The organism is Pseudomonas zanjanensis (assembly GCF_014268745.2).
Taxonomy (GTDB): Bacteria; Pseudomonadota; Gammaproteobacteria; order Pseudomonadales; family Pseudomonadaceae; genus Aquipseudomonas; species Aquipseudomonas zanjanensis.
Genome location: NZ_JABWRB020000002.1, coordinates 851,292 through 870,112 on the forward strand (window position 1 = coordinate 851,292; position 18,821 = coordinate 870,112).

9 protein-coding genes and 4 tRNA genes are annotated in these 18,821 nt (G+C 60.1%); 11 read left to right on the forward strand and 2 right to left on the reverse strand.

The genetic code is table 11. From position 1 onward, the window contains the following. Positions 1-60 precede the first annotated feature (60 nt). From HU715_RS19605 to HU715_RS19625, 5 genes are all read left to right on the forward strand, one after another. The gene (locus HU715_RS19605; RefSeq protein ID WP_053124398.1) at positions 61-1,302 is read left to right on the forward strand and encodes an aspartate kinase; all 1,242 of its coding nucleotides are present in this window, start codon (positions 61-63) and stop codon (positions 1,300-1,302) included. 184 nt (positions 1,303-1,486) lie between these two features. Further along, on the forward strand, positions 1,487-1,675 hold the full coding sequence (gene csrA / locus HU715_RS19610; protein ID WP_003178872.1) for a carbon storage regulator CsrA: 189 nt from the start codon (positions 1,487-1,489) through the stop codon (positions 1,673-1,675). A gap of 62 nt (positions 1,676-1,737) precedes the next feature. Beyond that, a tRNA-Ser gene (locus tag HU715_RS19615) sits at positions 1,738-1,828 on the forward strand. Between the two features lie 107 nt (positions 1,829-1,935). Continuing rightward, positions 1,936-2,012: transfer RNA gene (locus HU715_RS19620), tRNA-Arg, on the forward strand. A gap of 72 nt (positions 2,013-2,084) precedes the next feature. Next, positions 2,085-2,161, forward strand: a tRNA-Arg gene (locus HU715_RS19625). Between the two features lie 40 nt (positions 2,162-2,201). On the opposite strand, the gene bamE is transcribed toward HU715_RS19625, so the two are convergent. Continuing rightward, positions 2,202-2,705 carry an outer membrane protein assembly factor BamE domain-containing protein gene (gene bamE / locus HU715_RS19630; protein ID WP_186707062.1) on the reverse strand — a complete coding sequence of 168 codons (504 nt, stop codon included), beginning with the start codon at positions 2,703-2,705 and terminating at the stop codon, positions 2,202-2,204. Between the two features lie 321 nt (positions 2,706-3,026). Here bamE and mgtE point away from each other — a divergent pair, with 321 nt between their 5' ends. Next, positions 3,027-4,469, forward strand: a complete 1,443-nt coding sequence (mgtE, locus tag HU715_RS19635; protein WP_060741018.1) for a magnesium transporter — start codon at positions 3,027-3,029, stop codon at positions 4,467-4,469. 541 nt (positions 4,470-5,010) lie between these two features. Here mgtE and HU715_RS19640 read toward each other — a convergent pair. Beyond that, positions 5,011-5,337 carry an Arc family DNA-binding protein gene (locus tag HU715_RS19640; protein WP_186707061.1) on the reverse strand — a complete coding sequence of 109 codons (327 nt, stop codon included), beginning with the start codon at positions 5,335-5,337 and terminating at the stop codon, positions 5,011-5,013. 527 nt (positions 5,338-5,864) lie between these two features. Between HU715_RS19640 and HU715_RS19645 the strand changes: the two genes are divergently transcribed. The 5 genes from HU715_RS19645 (at position 5,865) to HU715_RS19665 (ending at position 18,564) form a co-directional block, all read left to right on the forward strand. After that, positions 5,865-5,941 (forward strand) — tRNA-Arg (locus HU715_RS19645). Positions 5,942-6,394: 453 nt separating this feature from the next. Next, positions 6,395-8,056: a ShlB/FhaC/HecB family hemolysin secretion/activation protein gene (locus HU715_RS19650; RefSeq protein WP_186707060.1), complete on the forward strand. Its 1,662-nt coding sequence runs from the start codon at positions 6,395-6,397 to the stop codon at positions 8,054-8,056. A gap of 9 nt (positions 8,057-8,065) precedes the next feature. Then, a complete protein-coding gene (locus HU715_RS19655; RefSeq protein WP_109753925.1) occupies positions 8,066-8,584 on the forward strand; it encodes a toxin-activating lysine-acyltransferase in 519 nt (172 codons plus the stop codon). Between the two features lie 45 nt (positions 8,585-8,629). Then, positions 8,630-17,854, forward strand: coding sequence for a two-partner secretion domain-containing protein (locus HU715_RS19660; protein WP_225917658.1), 9,225 nt, complete (start codon positions 8,630-8,632; stop codon positions 17,852-17,854). Then, positions 17,851-18,564 (forward strand): hypothetical protein, encoded by a 714-nt coding sequence (locus tag HU715_RS19665; RefSeq protein ID WP_186707059.1) that lies wholly within the window; start codon positions 17,851-17,853, stop codon positions 18,562-18,564. Before HU715_RS19660 ends, HU715_RS19665 begins: the two co-directional genes overlap by 4 nt. Positions 18,565-18,821: the final 257 nt, after the last annotated feature.

Below are 18,821 nucleotides of genomic sequence, written 5' to 3' on the forward strand. Positions count from 1 at the left end.
GAGCCCGCGCGCTGCTGATTGAATTATTGGGCGCCCTTCATGGGCAGAGGCGGCTTTGAAATGGCTTTGATCGTACAGAAATTTGGAGGCACCTCGGTCGGCACTGTCGAGAGAATCGAACAAGTCGCCGACAAGGTTAAGAAATTCCGTGAAGCGGGCGATGACCTGGTGGTTGTGCTGTCGGCCATGAGCGGCGAGACCAACCGTCTGATCGATCTGGCCAAGCAAATCAGCGGCGACCAGCAACCGGTTCCCCGCGAGCTGGACGTGATCGTTTCCACTGGCGAGCAGGTGACCATCGCCTTGCTGGCCATGGCGCTGATCAAGCGTGGTGTGCCGGCGGTGTCCTACACCGGCAACCAGGTGCGCATCCTGACGGACAGCGCGCACAACAAAGCGCGTATCCTGCAGATCGACGACCAGAAGATTCGCGGTGACCTGAAGGCTGGCCGTGTCGTGGTCGTCGCTGGTTTCCAGGGCGTGGACGAGCAGGGCAACATCACCACCCTCGGCCGTGGCGGTTCCGACACCACCGGCGTGGCGCTGGCAGCGGCTCTCAAGGCTGACGAATGCCAGATCTACACCGATGTGGACGGTGTCTACACCACCGACCCACGGGTCGTGCCTGTGGCCCAGCGCCTGGACAAGATCACATTCGAAGAAATGCTGGAAATGGCCAGTCTCGGCTCGAAGGTGTTGCAGATCCGGGCGGTTGAATTCGCCGGCAAGTACAACGTTCCGCTGCGCGTTCTGCACAGCTTCAAAGAGGGTCCGGGCACCCTCATTACTATCGATGAAGAGGAATCCATGGAACAGCCGATCATTTCCGGCATCGCTTTCAACCGCGATGAAGCCAAGCTGACCATCCGTGGCGTGCCAGACACCCCCGGCGTGGCGTTCAAGATTCTCGGCCCGATCAGCGCCGCGAACATCGAAGTCGACATGATCGTGCAGAACGTTTCGCACGATAACACCACAGACTTCACCTTCACCGTGCACCGCAACGACTACCAGTCTGCCGAAGCGATCCTGAAAAAGACCGCTGGCGAGATCGGTGCCCGGGAAGTGGTGGGCGATACCAAGATCGCCAAGGTCTCGATCGTTGGTGTCGGCATGCGTTCCCACGCGGGCGTGGCCAGCCGCATGTTCGAATCCCTGGCCAAGGAAAGCATCAACATCCAGATGATCTCTACCTCGGAAATCAAGGTTTCCGTGGTCATCGAAGAGAAGTACCTGGAACTGGCCGTGCGCGCCCTGCACACGGCTTTCGAACTCGACGCTGCTGTCCAACAGGGCGAATAAAGCGTTGTCTTGAGGGCGCGGCTGGACCGCGCCCTTTGTTTTTCTGAATGGCGCGTCTCAAAACTGTTCTTTTGCCCGCGCTGGTCAATACTAGGCCTGTAGGCTTCGACCGTTTCGGTTGTAGGTCCAATGCCTTTTTTTTGCAGACTGTTGTCCCTTAAGTGAATTGCGTGAGGAGAAAGGTATGCTGATTCTGACCCGTCGGTGTGCAGAAAGCCTGATTATTGGCGATGGCGAAATCACCGTGACCGTGCTCGGCGTCAAAGGAAACCAAGTGCGTATCGGCGTCAATGCCCCGAAAGAGGTCGCTGTACACCGGGAGGAAATCTACCTGCGTATCAAGAAAGAGAAGGACGACGAACCAAGCCATTAATTTTTATCGATTTTTATGTTTGCAAACGGGGATGAAGGTGGTTAATATACGCCCCGTGTTGCGGAGAGCTGGCCGAGTGGCCGAAGGCGCTCCCCTGCTAAGGGAGTACACCTCAAAAGGGTGTCGGGGGTTCGAATCCCCCGTTCTCCGCCATTATTCGTTTAGTGCGTCAGAACCTGGCTTTATCGGTAAGTGGTTGAAATTACTGAAAAAAGCGCTTTACAAAAGGAATTGACGACCTATAATGCGCGGCAACAAATGCACTCGTAGCTCAGCTGGATAGAGTACTCGGCTACGAACCGAGCGGTCACAGGTTCGAATCCTGTCGAGTGCACCATTTAAGAGTCGTTTGCAGCAATGCAAATAACTTGGCTTCAACCAGTTGTGATCTGGTATAAAACCACAACTTGCACTCGTAGCTCAGCTGGATAGAGTACTCGGCTACGAACCGAGCGGTCACAGGTTCGAATCCTGTCGAGTGCACCAAACACCAAAAAGCCCGCGTTTAACGCGGGCTTTTTGCTGTCTACGATTTGCCTTTCACGCACCCCTTCTCATCGAACACAACCTCGGCGCTGCGACCTTTCTTCGCCTTGTAGATATAGCGTGTGCTCGAATTCCTGACTTTGATCGAATCTGGCTTGCCCAAGGCGCTCTCTACGTCTTGTTGGCTCATGCCGACGACGATGCGTCGTTCCAGGATGGCATCGCGCCGTTGCCTGGCATCGATGAAATTCCCGCAGCGGTCCTGGAACTGGCCAACCACGGTCGGTTCCTTGCGGGCGGTTGTGTTGCCGGATGTTTGTCGGCGCTCCGCTTCGGGCAGCATCGCTTCGGTCGTCGGCTCACTCGTGCCAGGGCTGTACGGGTGGATCTGCTGCAGCGACAGGGCTTCTCCCGGGCCGCAGCTCAAGGTGGTGAACGTCACGTGCCCCGCAAGACTTTCACAGCGGTGCACTGCCTGCCCGGCTGCCCACAACGGCAGGCAGGGCAGGGCGGCGAGCAGGAACAGGTAGTGACTGACAGGCATCCGATCGTCCTCCTTGACGGTGCAGGAGAAAAGGGTAGTCGCTGCATTCCTATCGGCGCGTGTGTTTTCTTTTCTGGATAAGTCGTCGTAAGGGGATGGTTCAGCCTGTGTTCAGGTTTGTCTCGCAAGCGCTTGTTCTTGCCATGATTTTTTAGCGTTTTAAAGCGTCAAGCGGTGTATGATTGCGCCCGTCAGCCCCGCCGGGGCTTTGGAATATCTCCATGGACTTACCCAGTAGTTACTCAATATCTAGTTTTGCCAATCATGAATTAACTGATTGATCCTTCCGGCGTGCTCCACTGCTGGGAGTGGAGTTCGCCTATGACCCAAGTAGAAGTCAAAAAAACGCAGGAAAGCCTTCAGGATCGCCTCGCTCAAGTCGTTGAACTGCTGCAGCGCCAGCGGGTCGTCGAAGACCTGACGCATCGCCAGGAAGGCCCGAATCATGACCGGGTCGAGAACCTGGTCCACCGGCAGAACCTCGTCGAGCTGCAACGCAAGCTCGATGACCTGCACTCCGCCGACGTCGCCTACATTCTTGAAGCCCTGCCACTGGAAGAGCGCCTGACGGTCTGGCAGTTGGTCAAGGCTGACCGCGACGGTGACATCCTGCTCGAAGTGTCGGACTCGGTTCGGGAAACCCTGATCGCCGACATGGACGATCACGAGTTGCTGGCGGCGGCCAAGGAGATGGACGCCGACGAACTCGCCGACCTGGCGCCCGAACTGCCACGGGATGTTGTCCACGAACTGATGGAAGCCCTCGACGGCCAGCAGCGTGAGCGTGTGCGCTCGGCGCTGTCCTATGACGAGGAGCAGGTCGGTGCGTTGATGGACTTCGAGATGGTGACGATCCGCGAGGACGTCAGCCTTGAAGTGGTCTTGCGTTACCTGCGCCGTCTCAAGGAGCTGCCCGGCCATACCGACAAGCTATTCGTGGTCGACTACGACGGCGTGCTCAAGGGCGTGCTGCCCATCAAGCGCCTGCTCGTCAACGACCCGGAAAAGCAGGTCGCCGAGGTCATGGCCAGCGACCCGGTGAGCTTTCACCCGGACGAAGACGCCTACGATGCGGCCCAGGCATTCGAACGTTATGACTTGATTTCCGCACCGGTGGTCGACAAGAACGGCAAGCTGATCGGCCGTTTGACCATCGATGAAATGGTCGACTTGATTCGTGAGGAAAGCGAAAGCGAAGTCCTCAACATGGCCGGTCTGCGCGAAGAGGAAGACATCTTCGCCTCGGTCTGGAAGTCCCTGCGTAACCGCTGGGCCTGGCTGGCGATCAACCTGATCACGGCGTTCGTGGCTTCCCGGGTCATCGGCCTGTTCGAAGGCTCCATCGAGAAGCTGGTGGCGCTTGCGGCGCTGATGCCCATCGTCGCTGGCATCGGTGGCAACTCCGGTAACCAGACCATCACCATGATTGTCCGTGCCATGGCGCTGGACCAGGTCAGCACCGGCAATACCTCGCGGTTGATGCGCAAGGAGCTGGCTGTCTCCTTGATCAACGGCGTGATCTGGGGTGGCGTGATCGGTGTGGTGGCTTATCTGCTTTATGGCAGCTGGTCGCTGGGGGTGGTCATGACGGCCGCGATGACACTCAACCTGCTGCTGGCGGCATTGATGGGGGTATTGATCCCCATGACGTTGGCCCGTATGGGGCGTGATCCTGCCATGGGTGCCAGCGTCATGATTACCGCGGTGACCGACAGTGGCGGGTTCTTCATTTTCCTGGGTTTGGCGACTATCTTTCTGCTTTGATCATTTATCGGGAAAGCCGCCTGTTGGCGTAATACTGTTCACTTGGGAAAAACGGCGCTTGTTTCAGAAATGAAAAGCGCCGTTTTTTTTTGAAAAGTCTAATCGCCTTTTTCCAAGCGGGTGGTGCGCATATCCGTTTCTGCGGTAACGGCTGCTTAGGGTTCTCCGAGGCGGCCTGGTAGCCGACCTGTTTCTTATTAAAGGCCGCGATCTCCTGTGGGAGCGAGCCTGCTCGCGATGAGGCCGGAAAACCTGGCATCCATTTGACTGAGCTACCGCCATCGCGAGCAGGCTCGCTCCCACATTCAATTTCCATCGAACACAAAATTTATATCCAACACGGAACCCCTGTGGGAGCGAGCCTGCTCGCGATGGGGCCGGCAAGCCCAACATCCATGTGACTGAACCACCGCTATCGCGAGCAAGCTCGCTCCCACAGGTTGGCGGGCTTTCTTGTGGGCACGAGAAAAATGGAGCAGGAGGGCCAAACGCCAGGCATAAAAAAGCCAGCACGAAGCTGGCTTGAGTGTTTTGTGTGTGATCAGCTCGGCTCTGCGGCCATCTCTACGTCATGAGCAATCAGCGAAACGAGGGCGTTCTGCTGGCGGTGGGAAAGTTGTCGGAAGCGTTGAAGCAACTCGCGTTCATGCAAAGACAGCTCTGGGCTGTCCAGGCGCATGCTCAACTCTTCACCCAGTGCACCTTCCTGAATCAGGCTTTGCTCCAGGCGCGCAATGATTTCAGAGTTCATGCTGCGATGATGATTACGAGCCACCTCGGCAATGCGTTCCCGCATTCCGTCTGGCAGACGTACGACGAACTTGTCAGCCGTACGGCTGGAATAAATTGCCTGTTTCATTGGGCGCATATTTATTTAACCGGTTAGTTCAGGGGAGCGGTTCTTGGGATTGGCCGCAGGATGTCGATAGGACAAGCCCCGTTGCCAAATGTTCAACCTGAATTGTTAAGAGGCCCGCATCATGCCTCAAAATTGCCAGATCATTGGCGCCAATTCTGTGACAAATTCTGATCCGGGTAAAGGCGTTATGCCAGCACCTTTCATCAAAAAAATGCGGACTGGTTGGAAAAAACAACAGGTTCGCATTTTGTGACCGTCAGATTGTGTCGTTGTGCCATACCGTCTGGCGGATAACGGAAATGGACAAAAACGCCTGCCGTCCCTGTCTTGTACAGGATAGTGGCAAATGGCCGATTTACTAGGATGAACAAGCCTGGGGCAGATGAATGGTGGCCGAGGCATGGCTGTCTGGCCTATCCAGCCTTCCGAGCAGTACCATTTGCCTACACTTAAAAAAAGGGACGACATGACAAACGCAGGGCAGGTCGTTAACATGCACGCCGTTCCGCGCACCGCATTCCTCGTGGTCGACTCGTGTCTCAGTAGCTCAATTGGATAGAGCATCCCCCTCCTAAGGGGAAGGTTGGCAGTTCGAACCTGCCCTGGGACACCATTATAAACAGTGGGTTAGCGTGTTTGCCGCTCACTTTCCCCTGCTTGCATTCCCCATCTGCGCACGATCATCTTCGCCTTCAGCGCGCCATGCGTGCCTTGCACCACTCTTCATTTCCTCAGGCTGTGATCGACTGCCCATTTTTGCTCTTTTTTACCGAGCCTGTTTCGGTAACGCGAAACTTTCTCCCCCCTCTGCCATCTGACCGTCTCGGTACGTTGTAGGACTTTTCCTTCGTAGCCGATGGATTCTTACCTCTTTTTTACCGATGTCGGTGCCGCATTTCGCAGGCCTGACCCACCGTTTCTTTGATTCAGGCCACAAGGATGTGACATGCAGCCAGCCGCACCCTGCCGAACGCGTAAACCGAGCAGCCCTCGCCGTTGTGTTGACGCAACCCGTTCATCCGCACAGAACGCCAGGCGTCTCGCACTGCTGTTGATGGCGGCCTGGATGACGGGCGCGTGGAGCGCTGCACAGGCGGCTGGGCCTGAAGAAGAGCTGCTGCGCCAGCAGGAACGCGAACGAGTGTTGAGGGAACAGTTGGAGTCCCGGCCGGACGTGCGCTTGCAGGCGACACCCGTGGATGAAGGTGTCGAGCGCTTGCCCGCCAAGGAGAGTCCCTGCTTCGCCATCAATGACATTCGCCTGATCGGCGAAGCGTCGGAACAATTCCAGTGGGCGTTGCGCGCCGCCAACCCCAAGGATGATCCGGCCATTGGCCGTTGCCTCGGTGGCGGCGGGATCAACCTGACGATGAAACGCATGCAGAATGCGATCATCGAGGCCGGCTACGTCACCACGCGCGTACTGGCCGAAGCCCAGGATCTGAACAGTGGGGTCCTGGTGTTGACCCTCGTGCCGGGGCGCATCCGTGAGATTCGTTTCGAAGAGGGCACCAGCTCCCGAGCCAATGCCTGGAACGCGATGCCGGCCAGTCCTGGCGATCTGCTCAACTTGCGCGACATCGAGCAGGCGCTGGAGAACTTCAAGCGCGTGCCGACCGCCGAGGCCGACATCAAGATCGCGCCCGCCCGTGCCGCCGACGCCAAACCCGGTGAGAGCGACGTGGTAATCGCCTGGAGCCAGCGGTTCCCCGCTCGGGTGAGCCTGTCGGTGGACAATTCGGGCAGCAAGACCACGGGTAAATACCAGGGCAACGTGTCGCTGTCCTTGGACAACCTGCTGTCGCTCAACGATTTGTTCTACGCCAGCGTCAACCATGACTTGGGCGGTGGCGAGTCCGGCCATCGCGGCTCCGATGGCAGCACGCTGCATTATTCGCTGCCGTTCGGTTATTGGCAGTTGGGGTTCACCAGCAGCGAATACAACTACGAACAGTCGGTCGCCGGCGCCAACCAGACCTATCAGTACCGGGGCGAGAGTCGCAACAACGAGGTGCGCCTGTCACGCCTGCTGTACCGCGACGCCGTTCGCAAGACCACGGCCTGGGGCAGCCTGTGGACGCGCTCCTCTGAGAACTTCATCGACGACACCGAAGTCGGCAACCAGAAACGCCGCATGGCCGGTTGGCAGTTGGGGTTGGATCATCGGGAGTTCATTGGCGCTTCGATTCTTGACCTGGGCGTCGCCTATCGTCGCGGCACCGGTGCCCATGATGCGCTCAGGGCGCCTGAAGAAGACTTTGACGCCGGCACGTCGCGCTCGCAGATCATCACCGCCGATGCCCAATTGCAGGTGCCGTTCCAGGTTGGCGATCAGCGCCTGCGCTACATCGGCGGCTGGCGCGCGCAATGGAACCGCACGCCGCTGGTGCCTCAGGATCGTTTCTCCATCGGCGGGCGCTACAGCGTGCGCGGCTTCGATGGTGAAAACATTCTGTCCGCCGACCGTGGCTGGACCCTGCGCAACGAAATCGGCCTGTCCCTGGGGCAGACCGGCCAGGAACTCTACACCGGTATCGACTATGGCGAGGTCAGCGGCCAAGCCAGTGAGTTCCTGATCGGCCAGCGCCTGGCGGGGGCCGTGGTGGGTATACGCGGCGGTTACAAGAGCCTGTCCTATGACTGGTCGGTGGGTACGCCGTTGAAGAAGCCCGATGGTTTCGAGACAGCCAACGTGACCAGCGCGTTCACCGTCATCTGGTCATTCTGAGGTGATCCCATGCAGTTCGAGACGCTAGACATTATCGCCCCCGGCCTGATCGACGAGCCTTGGAGCGAAGCCGCGGTGTTCGGCTCCGCCACCTGGTTGTGGATGCACTCCAAGGCCCATCGCGATGCGCCGTTGCACACCTTGCCAACGCTGCTATTGCCGGCCCTCAAGCATCGCCAGTTCGTGCTCGGCTCGGAACACGGCAAGCCGGTGTTCTACCTGTCCTGGCTCAACCTCGACGAGGCGGCGGAGCAACGTTACCTGCGCCAGTCGCCACTGGCGCTGACCCAAGACGACTGGAACAGCGGCGAGCGCCTCTGGCTCAACGACTGGGTCGCTCCCTTTGGCCACACGGCGGTATTGAGCCGCTTGTTGCAACGGCATCTTTTTATCGATCGCTGCGCCCGTGCCCTCTATCACCGAGGTGACGAGCGCGGCCTGCGGGTCAAGACATTCCAAGGCATCGGGGTCATTCCCGAACAGGCCCAGGCCTGGTTTGCCGCCCACCCGCTGGCAATCGAAGCGTAACTCCAACCACTGCTCGTGCGGGCTGGCTCCGCAAATGGAATTGCTATGAACAAGCATCTGTACCGAATCGTTTTCAACAAGGCTCGCGGACTGTTGATGGTAGTGGCCGAGAACGTTACCAGCCAAGTCAAGGCGCCGGGGACTCGTTCTGGCCCGGCGGCGGGCGCAGCGGCTTGCACGGCGACGCTCGGGGCGTTGCGCTTTGCCTTGATGACAGCGATTGGCCTGGTGTCCTTGAGCGTGGCGCCGACCTGGGCCGGCACCATCGTCGCCGACTCGGGCGCGCCGGCTGGCCAGCGACCGGTGATCATACAAAGCGCCAACGGCACGCCGCAGGTGAATATCCGCGCGCCTAGCGCTGGCGGTGTCTCGCGCAACACCTACAACCAGTTCGACGTCGATGGCCGCGGGGTAATCCTCAACAATGGCGCGAGCAATAGCCAGACGAAACTGGGCGGTTGGATCGAAGGCAATCCGATGTTGGGCAATGGTAGCGCGCGGGTCATCCTCAACGAAGTCAATTCCAGTAATCCCAGCCAATTGCGCGGTTACGTCGAAGTCGCCGGCCAGCGCGCCGAAGTGGTGATCGCCAACCCGTCCGGTATCACCTGCAACGGTTGCGGCTTCATCAACGCCGATCGGGCCACCCTCAGCACCGGTCGGGCGCAGTTGGAGAACGGTCGCATCACCGGCTACACCGTGCAGGGCGGGACCATCAACATCGAAGGCAAAGGCCTGGACGCCCGCGAGGCCGACTATACGGATCTGATTGCCCGTTCGGTACAAGTCAACGCCGGGGTGTGGGCCAACGACTTGAAGGTTACGGCCGGACGTAATCAGGTCAATGCCGACAACACCCAGGCCACGCCGCTACCAGGCGCCGAGGGAGAAAAACCCACCGTTGCCATCGACGTGGCCAAGCTCGGCGGCATGTATGCCGGGAAGATCATGCTGGTGGGCACGGAGTCCGGCGTGGGTGTGCGCAACGCCGGGCAGATCGGCGCCATGGCGGGCGAGGTGGTCATCAGCGCCGACGGCAAGTTGCAAAACCAGGGCGCCATCAGCAGCACAACGGCGACCCGGGTTGCTGCCACCAGCGTTGAAAACAGCGGCACGCTCTACGCCAAGGGCGACCTGAGGCTCGACAGCACCGGTGACATCGACAACAGCGGCACGGTTGCCAGCCAGACCAACACCACGCTGACCGCCAAGACCATCCGCAGCACCACGGCCTCGAGCCTGGCGGCGGGCGTCGGCGCGGACGGCAAACTGGGCAGCAGCGGCAACCTCGCGCTACGGGCCGCCACCGTCAAGGCGCAGGGCCAGAATCTGGCTGGCGGCGATGTCAGCGTCGAGGCGGCTGACCTGGACCTGAGCGGCAGCCAGACCCTGGGCCGCAATGTGACCCTGACGGCCAGCACCGGCGATGCCAACCTCACTGGCAGTCGGGTCGATGCGACCCAAGTGCTGAATACCAAAGCGGCCAAGACCTTGCGCACCGATACGGCCAAGGTCACCGCAGGTAACCTGCAAATGCGCGCGCGGGATATTTCCAATGTAGGCGGCGAGCTGGTGCAGACCGGCATGGCCGACACGTCGATCAAGGCCACCGCCACGTTCGACAACAGCGACGGCCGGATTGCCTCCAATGCCACTAACCTGAAACTTGGCGCCGACCGGCTCGACAACAGCACGGGCAAGATCGAGCACGCCGGCAAAGGCACCCTGGACATCCAGGCCACCCAGTTGGCCGGCAGCAAAGGTACCTTGGCGAGTAATGGCACATTGAGCGTCAAGGCCCGCGAGGTGGTGGTCGATAATGGCCTGACCCAAGGCCAGCAGATCACGCTCGACACCACGACGTTGTCCAACCAGCGTGGACGTATTCTCCAGACCGGCGCGCAACCGTTGCAGGTCACTGCCCGTGAACGCTTCGACAATCAGGCCGGGCAAGTCAGCAGTCCTGGTGCAGTGGTGCTGAAGGTCGGCGCGCTGAACAACCAGGGCGGCAAAGTCCTCGCCACCGATGGCGGTGACTTGACCGTCACGGCCGACGAAAAGGTCAACAACGGCGGTGGCACGCTGGCCGCCAGTGGGACGACAAAGGTCAGCGGCAAGGCGCTGGATAACGCCCAAGGCACCGTGAGTGCCGGCGGTGAGCTGCACGCGACGTTCGACCGCTTGGACAATATCGGCGGCACGCTCGCCGCCACCCAGCGCATGGAGATCATCGCCGGACAGTTGAACAACACCAACGGCGTGCTGGGGTCGGTGAAGTCCGGGTTGCAGGTCACCGTCTCGGCGGATGCGCTGAACAACAGCGGCGGACGCCTTGAAGCGCTGGGCGATATCACGCTGTCGGCCGAGGGCCTGAACAACCAGCGCGGGGTCATCAGTGGCCGAGCCTTGGACCTGGACAGCCGCGGCCTGCTGATGGACAACAGCCAAGGCACGTTGAATGCCGGTGCGACCCTCGACCTGCGCAGCGGTGAATTGCGCAACGCGGCGGGCCTGATCCAGGCTAAGGGCAAGCTGTTCATCGACACCGGCACCCAGGCGCTGAACAACCTTCAGTCCGGCACCACCCAAGGCATCAGCGGCCAGGACGCGGTGGAAATCCACAGTGCCCATTTCAACAACAGCGCCGGTTTCCTCGGTGCCAAGGGCGCGCTGGTGCTCAAGGCCACCGACGTTACCAACGGCAGCGGCGGCCAGATCATTGGCCAGAAGAGCGTACAGGTCGAAGGCGCCCGGGTGGATAACCGCGGCGGTCAATTGCAGGGCCTCGGCGATGTCCAGTTGGCGCTGGGGGATACGCTCAGCAACCAGGGCGGACTGGTGCGCAGCGCGGGCACCTTGGGCGTGACTGCCGGCGTGCTCGACAACAGCGCCACCCAAGGTGCCAATCAGGGCCTTGAAGGCGGTGCCATGAGCCTGGTGTTCGACACCTTCGGCAACCAGGCCGGAGCCGTGCGCGCCGACCAAGGGTTGTCCATCGGCGTCAGCCAAGCGCTGGATAACCAGGGCGGCCTGATTTCCTCGGGGGCCGGCCTGACCATCACCGATCGCGATCCGGCGCAACGTCGCCAGGCGGTGCACAACCTCAATGGGACCTTGCTCGCCGGCAGCTTGTTGTCGCTCAACGCCGCCTATTACTCGGGCACCGGCCGAGCCCTGAGCCTGGGGGACCTGACGTTCAGCCTGCAAAATGGCCTGGACCTGAGCGGACAGATACAGGCCAATGGCAAGGTTGACCTGAGCACCGAAGGGGCTTTCAACAACAGCGGAAAACTGCTGGCGGGCAATCTCCTGCTGGTGCGCGCGCAAACCCTGGACAACGCCGCCAACGGCGAGATCAGCGCCGGCCAGGTTCGCCTGACCGTCAACGACAGCTTGACCAACCGTGGCCTGATCGACGGCCAGCAAGTGCGTGTGCAAGCGCTGTCGCTCAATAACCTGGGCACGGGACGTCTATACGGCGACCGATTGGCGATTGCCACTTCGGCTCTGAGCAACCGCGATGAGAATGGCGTCGCCGCGACCATCGCCGCCCGCGAGTCGCTGGACATTGGCACCGGCACCCTGGACAACCGCGAGCAGGCGATGATCTTCAGTGCCGGGGACCTCGCCATTGGCGGTGCGCTGAGCGCCACTGACAAGGCCCAGGACCGGGCCCAACTGCTGACCAACGCCAGCGCGACCATCGAGGCCCTCGGCAACCTGTCGCTCGATGTGCAAAGCGTGCGCAACACCAACGAACACTTCAGTACCCAACAGGTGGAAGTCAGCCGCACCGCCTTGCAGGAATTCCAGCTCAGCGGTTCGCCGAACCGTTACCAGGGCAACCAGATTTCCGTGGGCTACAACGAGGTCAATTACCTCAACACGCCTGAGGGGAGCAAAGATAGCTGGAACCGCTACGACTACACTCGCGTGGTCCAGGAAACCCAGATCGCCACCTCGGCACCGGCGCAGATCCTCTCGGGCGGGACGATGCAGATCAATGCAGGGGATGTGCTCAACGACAAGAGCCGCATCATTGCCGGTGGGTTGTTGCAGGCCAACATTACCAACCTGACCAACACCGAACTGACCGGCCAGCGCACCACCACCGACAGCGGCACGGCAACGAGCTTCTATCGCATCCAGCGCAAGGGTCGGGACCGTCAGGGAACAGCCGTCACGGCCTATACGCCTGCGCCGTTGATCCAGGACATCACCCTGCAACCGACCGTGTTCGCCCAGAACGCCGCCGGCAACGGCACCGGCACCCAGATCAGCGCCCGCGCCACACAGGGCGTCGGCGCACAGATCGCCGCCACGGGCACGGTCAGCGCTCCGATCGACAGGACCTTTCAAGTGGCGCCCATCGTTCAGGTCGCGGCCCAGACCACCCTCAACAGCAAGGGCGTGGCCGAGCAGATCCGCAGTGGCGGGCCCTCCCTGGCATTGCCGAACAACAGCCTGTTCAGCACCAACCCACAGAACACCAGCAGCTACCTGATCGAAACCGATCCGCGTTTTGCCAGCTACCGCACCTGGCTGTCATCGGACTACATGCTGCAGCGCCTGCAAGTCGACCCGGCACTGACGCAACAACGCCTGGGCGACGGCTTCTACGAACAGAAATTGATTCGTGAACAGATCGCGCAACTCACCGGCCGACGTTTCCTCGACGGCTACGCCAATGACGAAGCGCAATACCGCGCCCTGATCGACAACGCCGTGACCGTCGCCAGCCAATGGCAACTGGTGCCCGGCGTGGCCCTGACCTCCGCGCAGATGGCCCAGTTGACCAGTGACATCGTCTGGCTGGTGCAAAAGCAGGTCACCCTGGCCAACGGTGACACCCGCAACGTGTTGGTGCCGCAAGTGTACGTACGGGTCCAGGAGGGCGACCTCAACGGCTCCGGTGCCCTGATCGCCGGGCAGCAGTTGAACCTGAACATCGCCGGCGACCTGGTCAACAGTGGCAGCCTGGCCGGGCGCAGTGTCATGGCGATCACTGCGCAGAACATCGAAAACCTCGGCGGGCGCATCCAGGCCGACAAGGTTTCGCTCACCGCGCGGGAAAACCTCAACAACCTCGGCGGCCTGATCGGTGCCGTGGACAGCCTGTCGCTCAAGGCCGGGCAGGACGTCAACGTCATCTCCAGCAGCCGGGACAGCAGCAGCGCCCAAGGCACCCGCACCAACCTGTCGCGGGTGGCCGGGCTGTTCGTCAGCGGCGCCCAAGGCACGATGGGCGTAAGTGCCGGCAACGACCTCAACCTCACCGGAGCCCAGGTGGTCAATGCCGGCAAGGGCGGCAGTACCTTGCTGGAGGCGGGCAAGAACATCAACCTGGCCACCGTCGGCGAAGCCCACGAGCAAGCGCTGGCCTGGAACAGCAGCAACTGGCGCAAGGATGCCAGCCAGACCGAAGTCGGCTCCCAGATCCAAGGGCAGGGCGACGTGCGCTTGAGCGCCGGCCAGGACCTCAACGCCCGCGCCGCCCAGGTCACCAGCGAGCAAGGCGCGGTGTTTGCCGAGGCCAAGCGCGACGTCAACCTGACCGCCGGCCAGAACTACCAGTTCGCCGATGAAGCCCACAAGGTCAAGGGCAGCAACGGGATGTTCTCCAGCAAGACCACCACCACCCGCGACACCATCAGCCAGACCTCGGTCGAAGGCTCCACCCTGAGCGGCGAGCAGACCTATGTGCAGGCCGGTCGCGACATCAACCTCAAGGGCAGCAACGTGGTGTCCACGACCCAGACGGTGCTGGTGGCGGACAACAACGTCAACATCGAGGCCGACACCGCCAGCAGCAGCGAACGCCATGACAAGTCCGTGAAGAAAAGTGGCTTGTTCAGCGGCGGTGGCATCGCCGTGACCATGGGGACCCAGCAACAGAGCGTCAAGGACCTCACCACGGAGCACACGGCCGTGGCGAGCACGGTCGGCTCGACCACCGGTGATGTGCTGATCGAAGCGGGCAAGGGCTACCGCCAAGTGGGCAGCCAGGTATCGGCACCACAAGGCAACATCGACGTCACGGCGCAGACCATCGACGTCGTCGAGGCGCGCAACACCCGCGAGCGCGAACGGGAAACCCTATTCAAGCAGACCGGGTTCACCCTTACCGTGACCAACCCGGTGATCAGCGCGATCCAGACGTCCCAGCAAATGAAACGGGCATCGGAAAAAACCGACGACGGGCGCATGAAGGCCCTGGCCGCCGCCACCGCCGTACTGGCGACCAACAATGCCGCTACCGCCGTGGCGATGGACCCGGGCGCGGTGGGTGGGATCAACATCAGCCTGTCGCTGGGCACCAAGAAGAACGAAAGCACCACCACCTACACCAGCGACAGCGCGGCCGGCTCGACCATGACCGCTGGCAACGACGTTCGCCTGCGCGCCACGGGAGCTGGCGCCGCGAGCGACATCACCGTGCAAGGCAGCGATATCAAGGCCGGCCGCAACGCCAGCCTGCTGGCGGACAGTGACATCAACCTGCTCGCCGCGCGCAATATCGACAAACAGGAAACCGACAGCAAAGGCAGCAGCGCCAGCATCGGCATCGGCTTTTCTCTCGGTGCTCGCAACGGTTTCACCCTGGATCTGGGGGCATCCGGCAGCCGTGGCCAGGCGGATGGCGATGGCCTCACCCACACCAATACCCATGTCCAGGCGGGCAACCAGTTGTTGCTGTCCTCGGGCGGTGACACCAACCTCAAAGGCGCGGTGGCCAGCGGCAAGCGAGTGTTGGCCGATGTTGGCGGCGACCTGAACATCGAAAGCCTGCAAGACACCAACACCTACGTGGTCGATGAGAAGAGCCTGGGCGTTGGCATCAGCCTGTGCATTCCGCCGTTCTGCTTAGGCATGAGTACGATCAGTGGTGCCAGCGGCAGCTTCGGTGCCACGGATATCGACTCCAACTACGCCAGCGTGACCGAGCAATCGGGCATCAAGGCCGGGGACGACGGCTTTGACATTCGCGTGGGGGGCAACACCGATCTGGTCGGCGCTGTCATCGCCAGCAGCGACAAGGCCGTGCAGGACGGCAAGAATCGCCTGGTCACCGCCAGCCTCACCAGCCGCGACATCAAGAACAAGGCCGAGTACGACGCCAGCACCGTCAGCGTCGGTGGCGGCTATCGCGAGGTCGGCAAGGACCAGCAGGGCAACGCCACCAGCGGCGGCACGCAAACCCCGGGCACCGACCTGCCGAAAAACGACAACGACTTCAGCGCCACCATGCCGATCGCCATCAGTGCCAGCGACGACGCCAGCAGCGTCACCCGCAGCGGCATCAGTGGCGGCACCATTGTCATCAGCAACGACGCCGAGCAACAGAAGCGCACCGGCAAGAACGGCGAGCAAACTATCGCCAGCCTCAACCGCGATGTTTCCAGCGATCGCGACACCACCAACACCCTCAAGCCGATCTTCGACGAAGACGAAATCCGTGCCGGTTTCGAGATTGTCGGGGCGTTCGCCAACGAAGCCAGCACCTTGCTCGCCAACAAGGCCAAGGAAGTCGACCTCAAGCGCAAACAGGCCAAGGAAGCTCAGGCAGCGGCCCTGGACCCCAACGCCAAACTCACCGACACCGAACGCCTGGCGCTGCTCGGCAGCGCTCAGCGGCTGAATGCCGAAGCCAGCGGCATCGCCGACAAGTGGGGCGCGGGCGGCACCTACCGGCAGATCACCACCGCCCTGGTCGGCGCGGCCAGCGGCAACATCAGCGGCGGCAACAGTGCCTTCGTCCAAGGGTTGGTGGTCAACTACCTGCAGCAGCAGGGCGCCGGCTACATCGGCGACCTGGTGGCGGACGGCAAACTCACCGAAGGCTCGCCACTGCACGCCGCCCTGCACGGCATCGTCGCCTGCGCGGGCGCCGCCGCCAGCAGCCAGAGTTGTGGCAGCGGTGCTGCAGGCGCGGCGGCGTCGAGCCTGCTCACTGGTCTGTTCTCCGAAGCCAGCCCCGATGAAAGCGAAGCCCAGCGTGAGGCCAAGCGCAACCTGATCGTCAGCATTGTCACCGGGCTGGCCGCCACCAGCTCCTCGCTCGACCCGGCTACCGCCAACAGTGCGGCGGGCGCTGCGGTAGACAACAACTGGCTGGCGACTCAGCAGTGGGTTCAGGCGGAGAAGGAGTACAGCGCGGCTGACGGTCTCGGGGCCAAAGCGCAGGTGATCGCCAAGTGGGCGTACATCCACAAGAAACAAGACGTCCTGACCCGCTTCGGCGTGGGCAAAGGTTTGGCGCAGGCGGGTTGGAGCGATGTCGAAGGCTTGGCGCAATTCCTCCTCAATCCGGTTGAAGGGATCAAAGGTATCAAAGCCTTGATCGACGATCCCGAGGCGCGCCAAAGATTAGGCGATGAAATGGTCGGTGACGCCAAAGCCAAAATCGCACGTATCGAAGACGCCCTTGAACACGGCGGCGACGAACGTGCCGTGCAACTGGGCCAGGATATTGGCGAGCTGGTCTGGCAAGTCGGCACCATCGCCACGGGCGTGGGCACGGCGGCCAAGGGCGGCGTGGCGCTGGCGAAAACCGGGATCAAGGTGGGGGCCAAAGAGCTTGAAAAAATGGCCGATATGGCCAACATTGCCAAAGCTGAAGTGTCGGCCGGTAAGCCGATGAACTGGACCAGCGTGGAGGGGGCGTATAGCAAGAAGCTTGAGGGGGGGTATGGCCCTGGCACGACGACCGTTAATGGGAAGGTTGTCGAGAATGCGGGGGAGTATAGTGTTGGGGCAAAAGGGCCTGGAAGTAAGGCTGATGATCTATTGCCAAACCTCAATACCCGGGTACTGACCGAGACTGAGGCAAGAGCCTTGGGTGGTGAAAATAAAGGGCTGATTTATGTTGCTGAAGGCCCAAAAGGCAAGCCGGCGGCGCAGGATTTTCAGGCGGGTACCAATGGTGCGTTTACTGATTTAGCGACAGGTAAAGGAGCGGTGCCGGCTCTGCGCTATACCAACCCCAACGAAAAAGGTGTCAATTTTGTTAAGTTTGACGGAATAGAGAAGGCGGCTGATGGTTCATCTGTTATGTTAATTGATGCAAAGACAAAATTGGCGATTTGGAGCCCTTCAACGCAGAAGTCGGTTATGGATACTTTGCAGCGTGTGAAATCTGCTGTGGATCAGAATCCTGGGTTTAAAGTTGTATATGAGTTTCCTAACCAGAAAGTTGAGGCGCAGGCTAGGGCTTTCATTCGATCCAGTGGTTTCGATAATATTGTTAGTACTAGGACAAGAACCCCATGAGTGCAGCAGATATAGAACTATGGTTTTATGCGCGTCCTGACAGAGCTTTATCTATAGATCAGCGGCATGCTGAAGTCATGGATAGGATGTCTCGGATTGGTGCTCCTTTAGGATTCGCAGGTCTTGAGCTACCGTCCACCCCGAGTTGTGGCGACGGGTTGATTGCTACCTATACTGTTAAGCTTCCTATCAGAGGGCTTCGGTTTGTGGGGGACTATGCGTATCGTGGTGATCGATACATATATGAGGATAGGGCCTCCTATGACGAGCACTTGCGTTTTGGATTTAAGGTATCAAACAAGGCTATTGATTATAAGCTTGTTGTGAATGAGCACTTGCCAAAAGTGATTGAGGCGTTTAAGGGGTATAAGGCTCATGTGTCCTATGATTTGTATGGTCTATATTATCAAGGCGGGTTGAATGATGATAACTTGGCTTACAATCGGTTGCGTCAGGATAAAACTATAGATGTTGATGGGCGTAACAATATTTATACGCTATTTCCTGCCCAGTTCTGGGATGCAGCCCTTTGTCAGCGTGCTCTAGGCTATGGCCCTGATGAAGTCATTGCACGACTGCAAGGCAAGTGTCGTATGGCGGTTCGGCTGATGGATGGGGTTTATTTGGTTCTCAATGATGAGCCGGACATGTCCTATGAGACTTTTGTAGAAATGAATGAACAGATCAAGCCGATCTTGGGGCTGGTCTAGAGGGCATATCTGGGGAAAAGCGGGAAAAGGGGGGGCGGATTAATTTATTGGAAAGGGCGGATTGTTTAATTTCTAGGTTTCCAAATAAATCTGTCCCCTTTTCTTGTCCCCTTTGCTTATTTTTGATAAATCCGGAGGCTCTGATTTCTCGCACTTTGTTGTCGTGGATGGAGTTACAACAAAAAATAATATCCCAGTTGTTGCCATTCGTGATCCGCATGGCAGTCAGTATTTTAGTCCTGTTACTACCTTTGAGA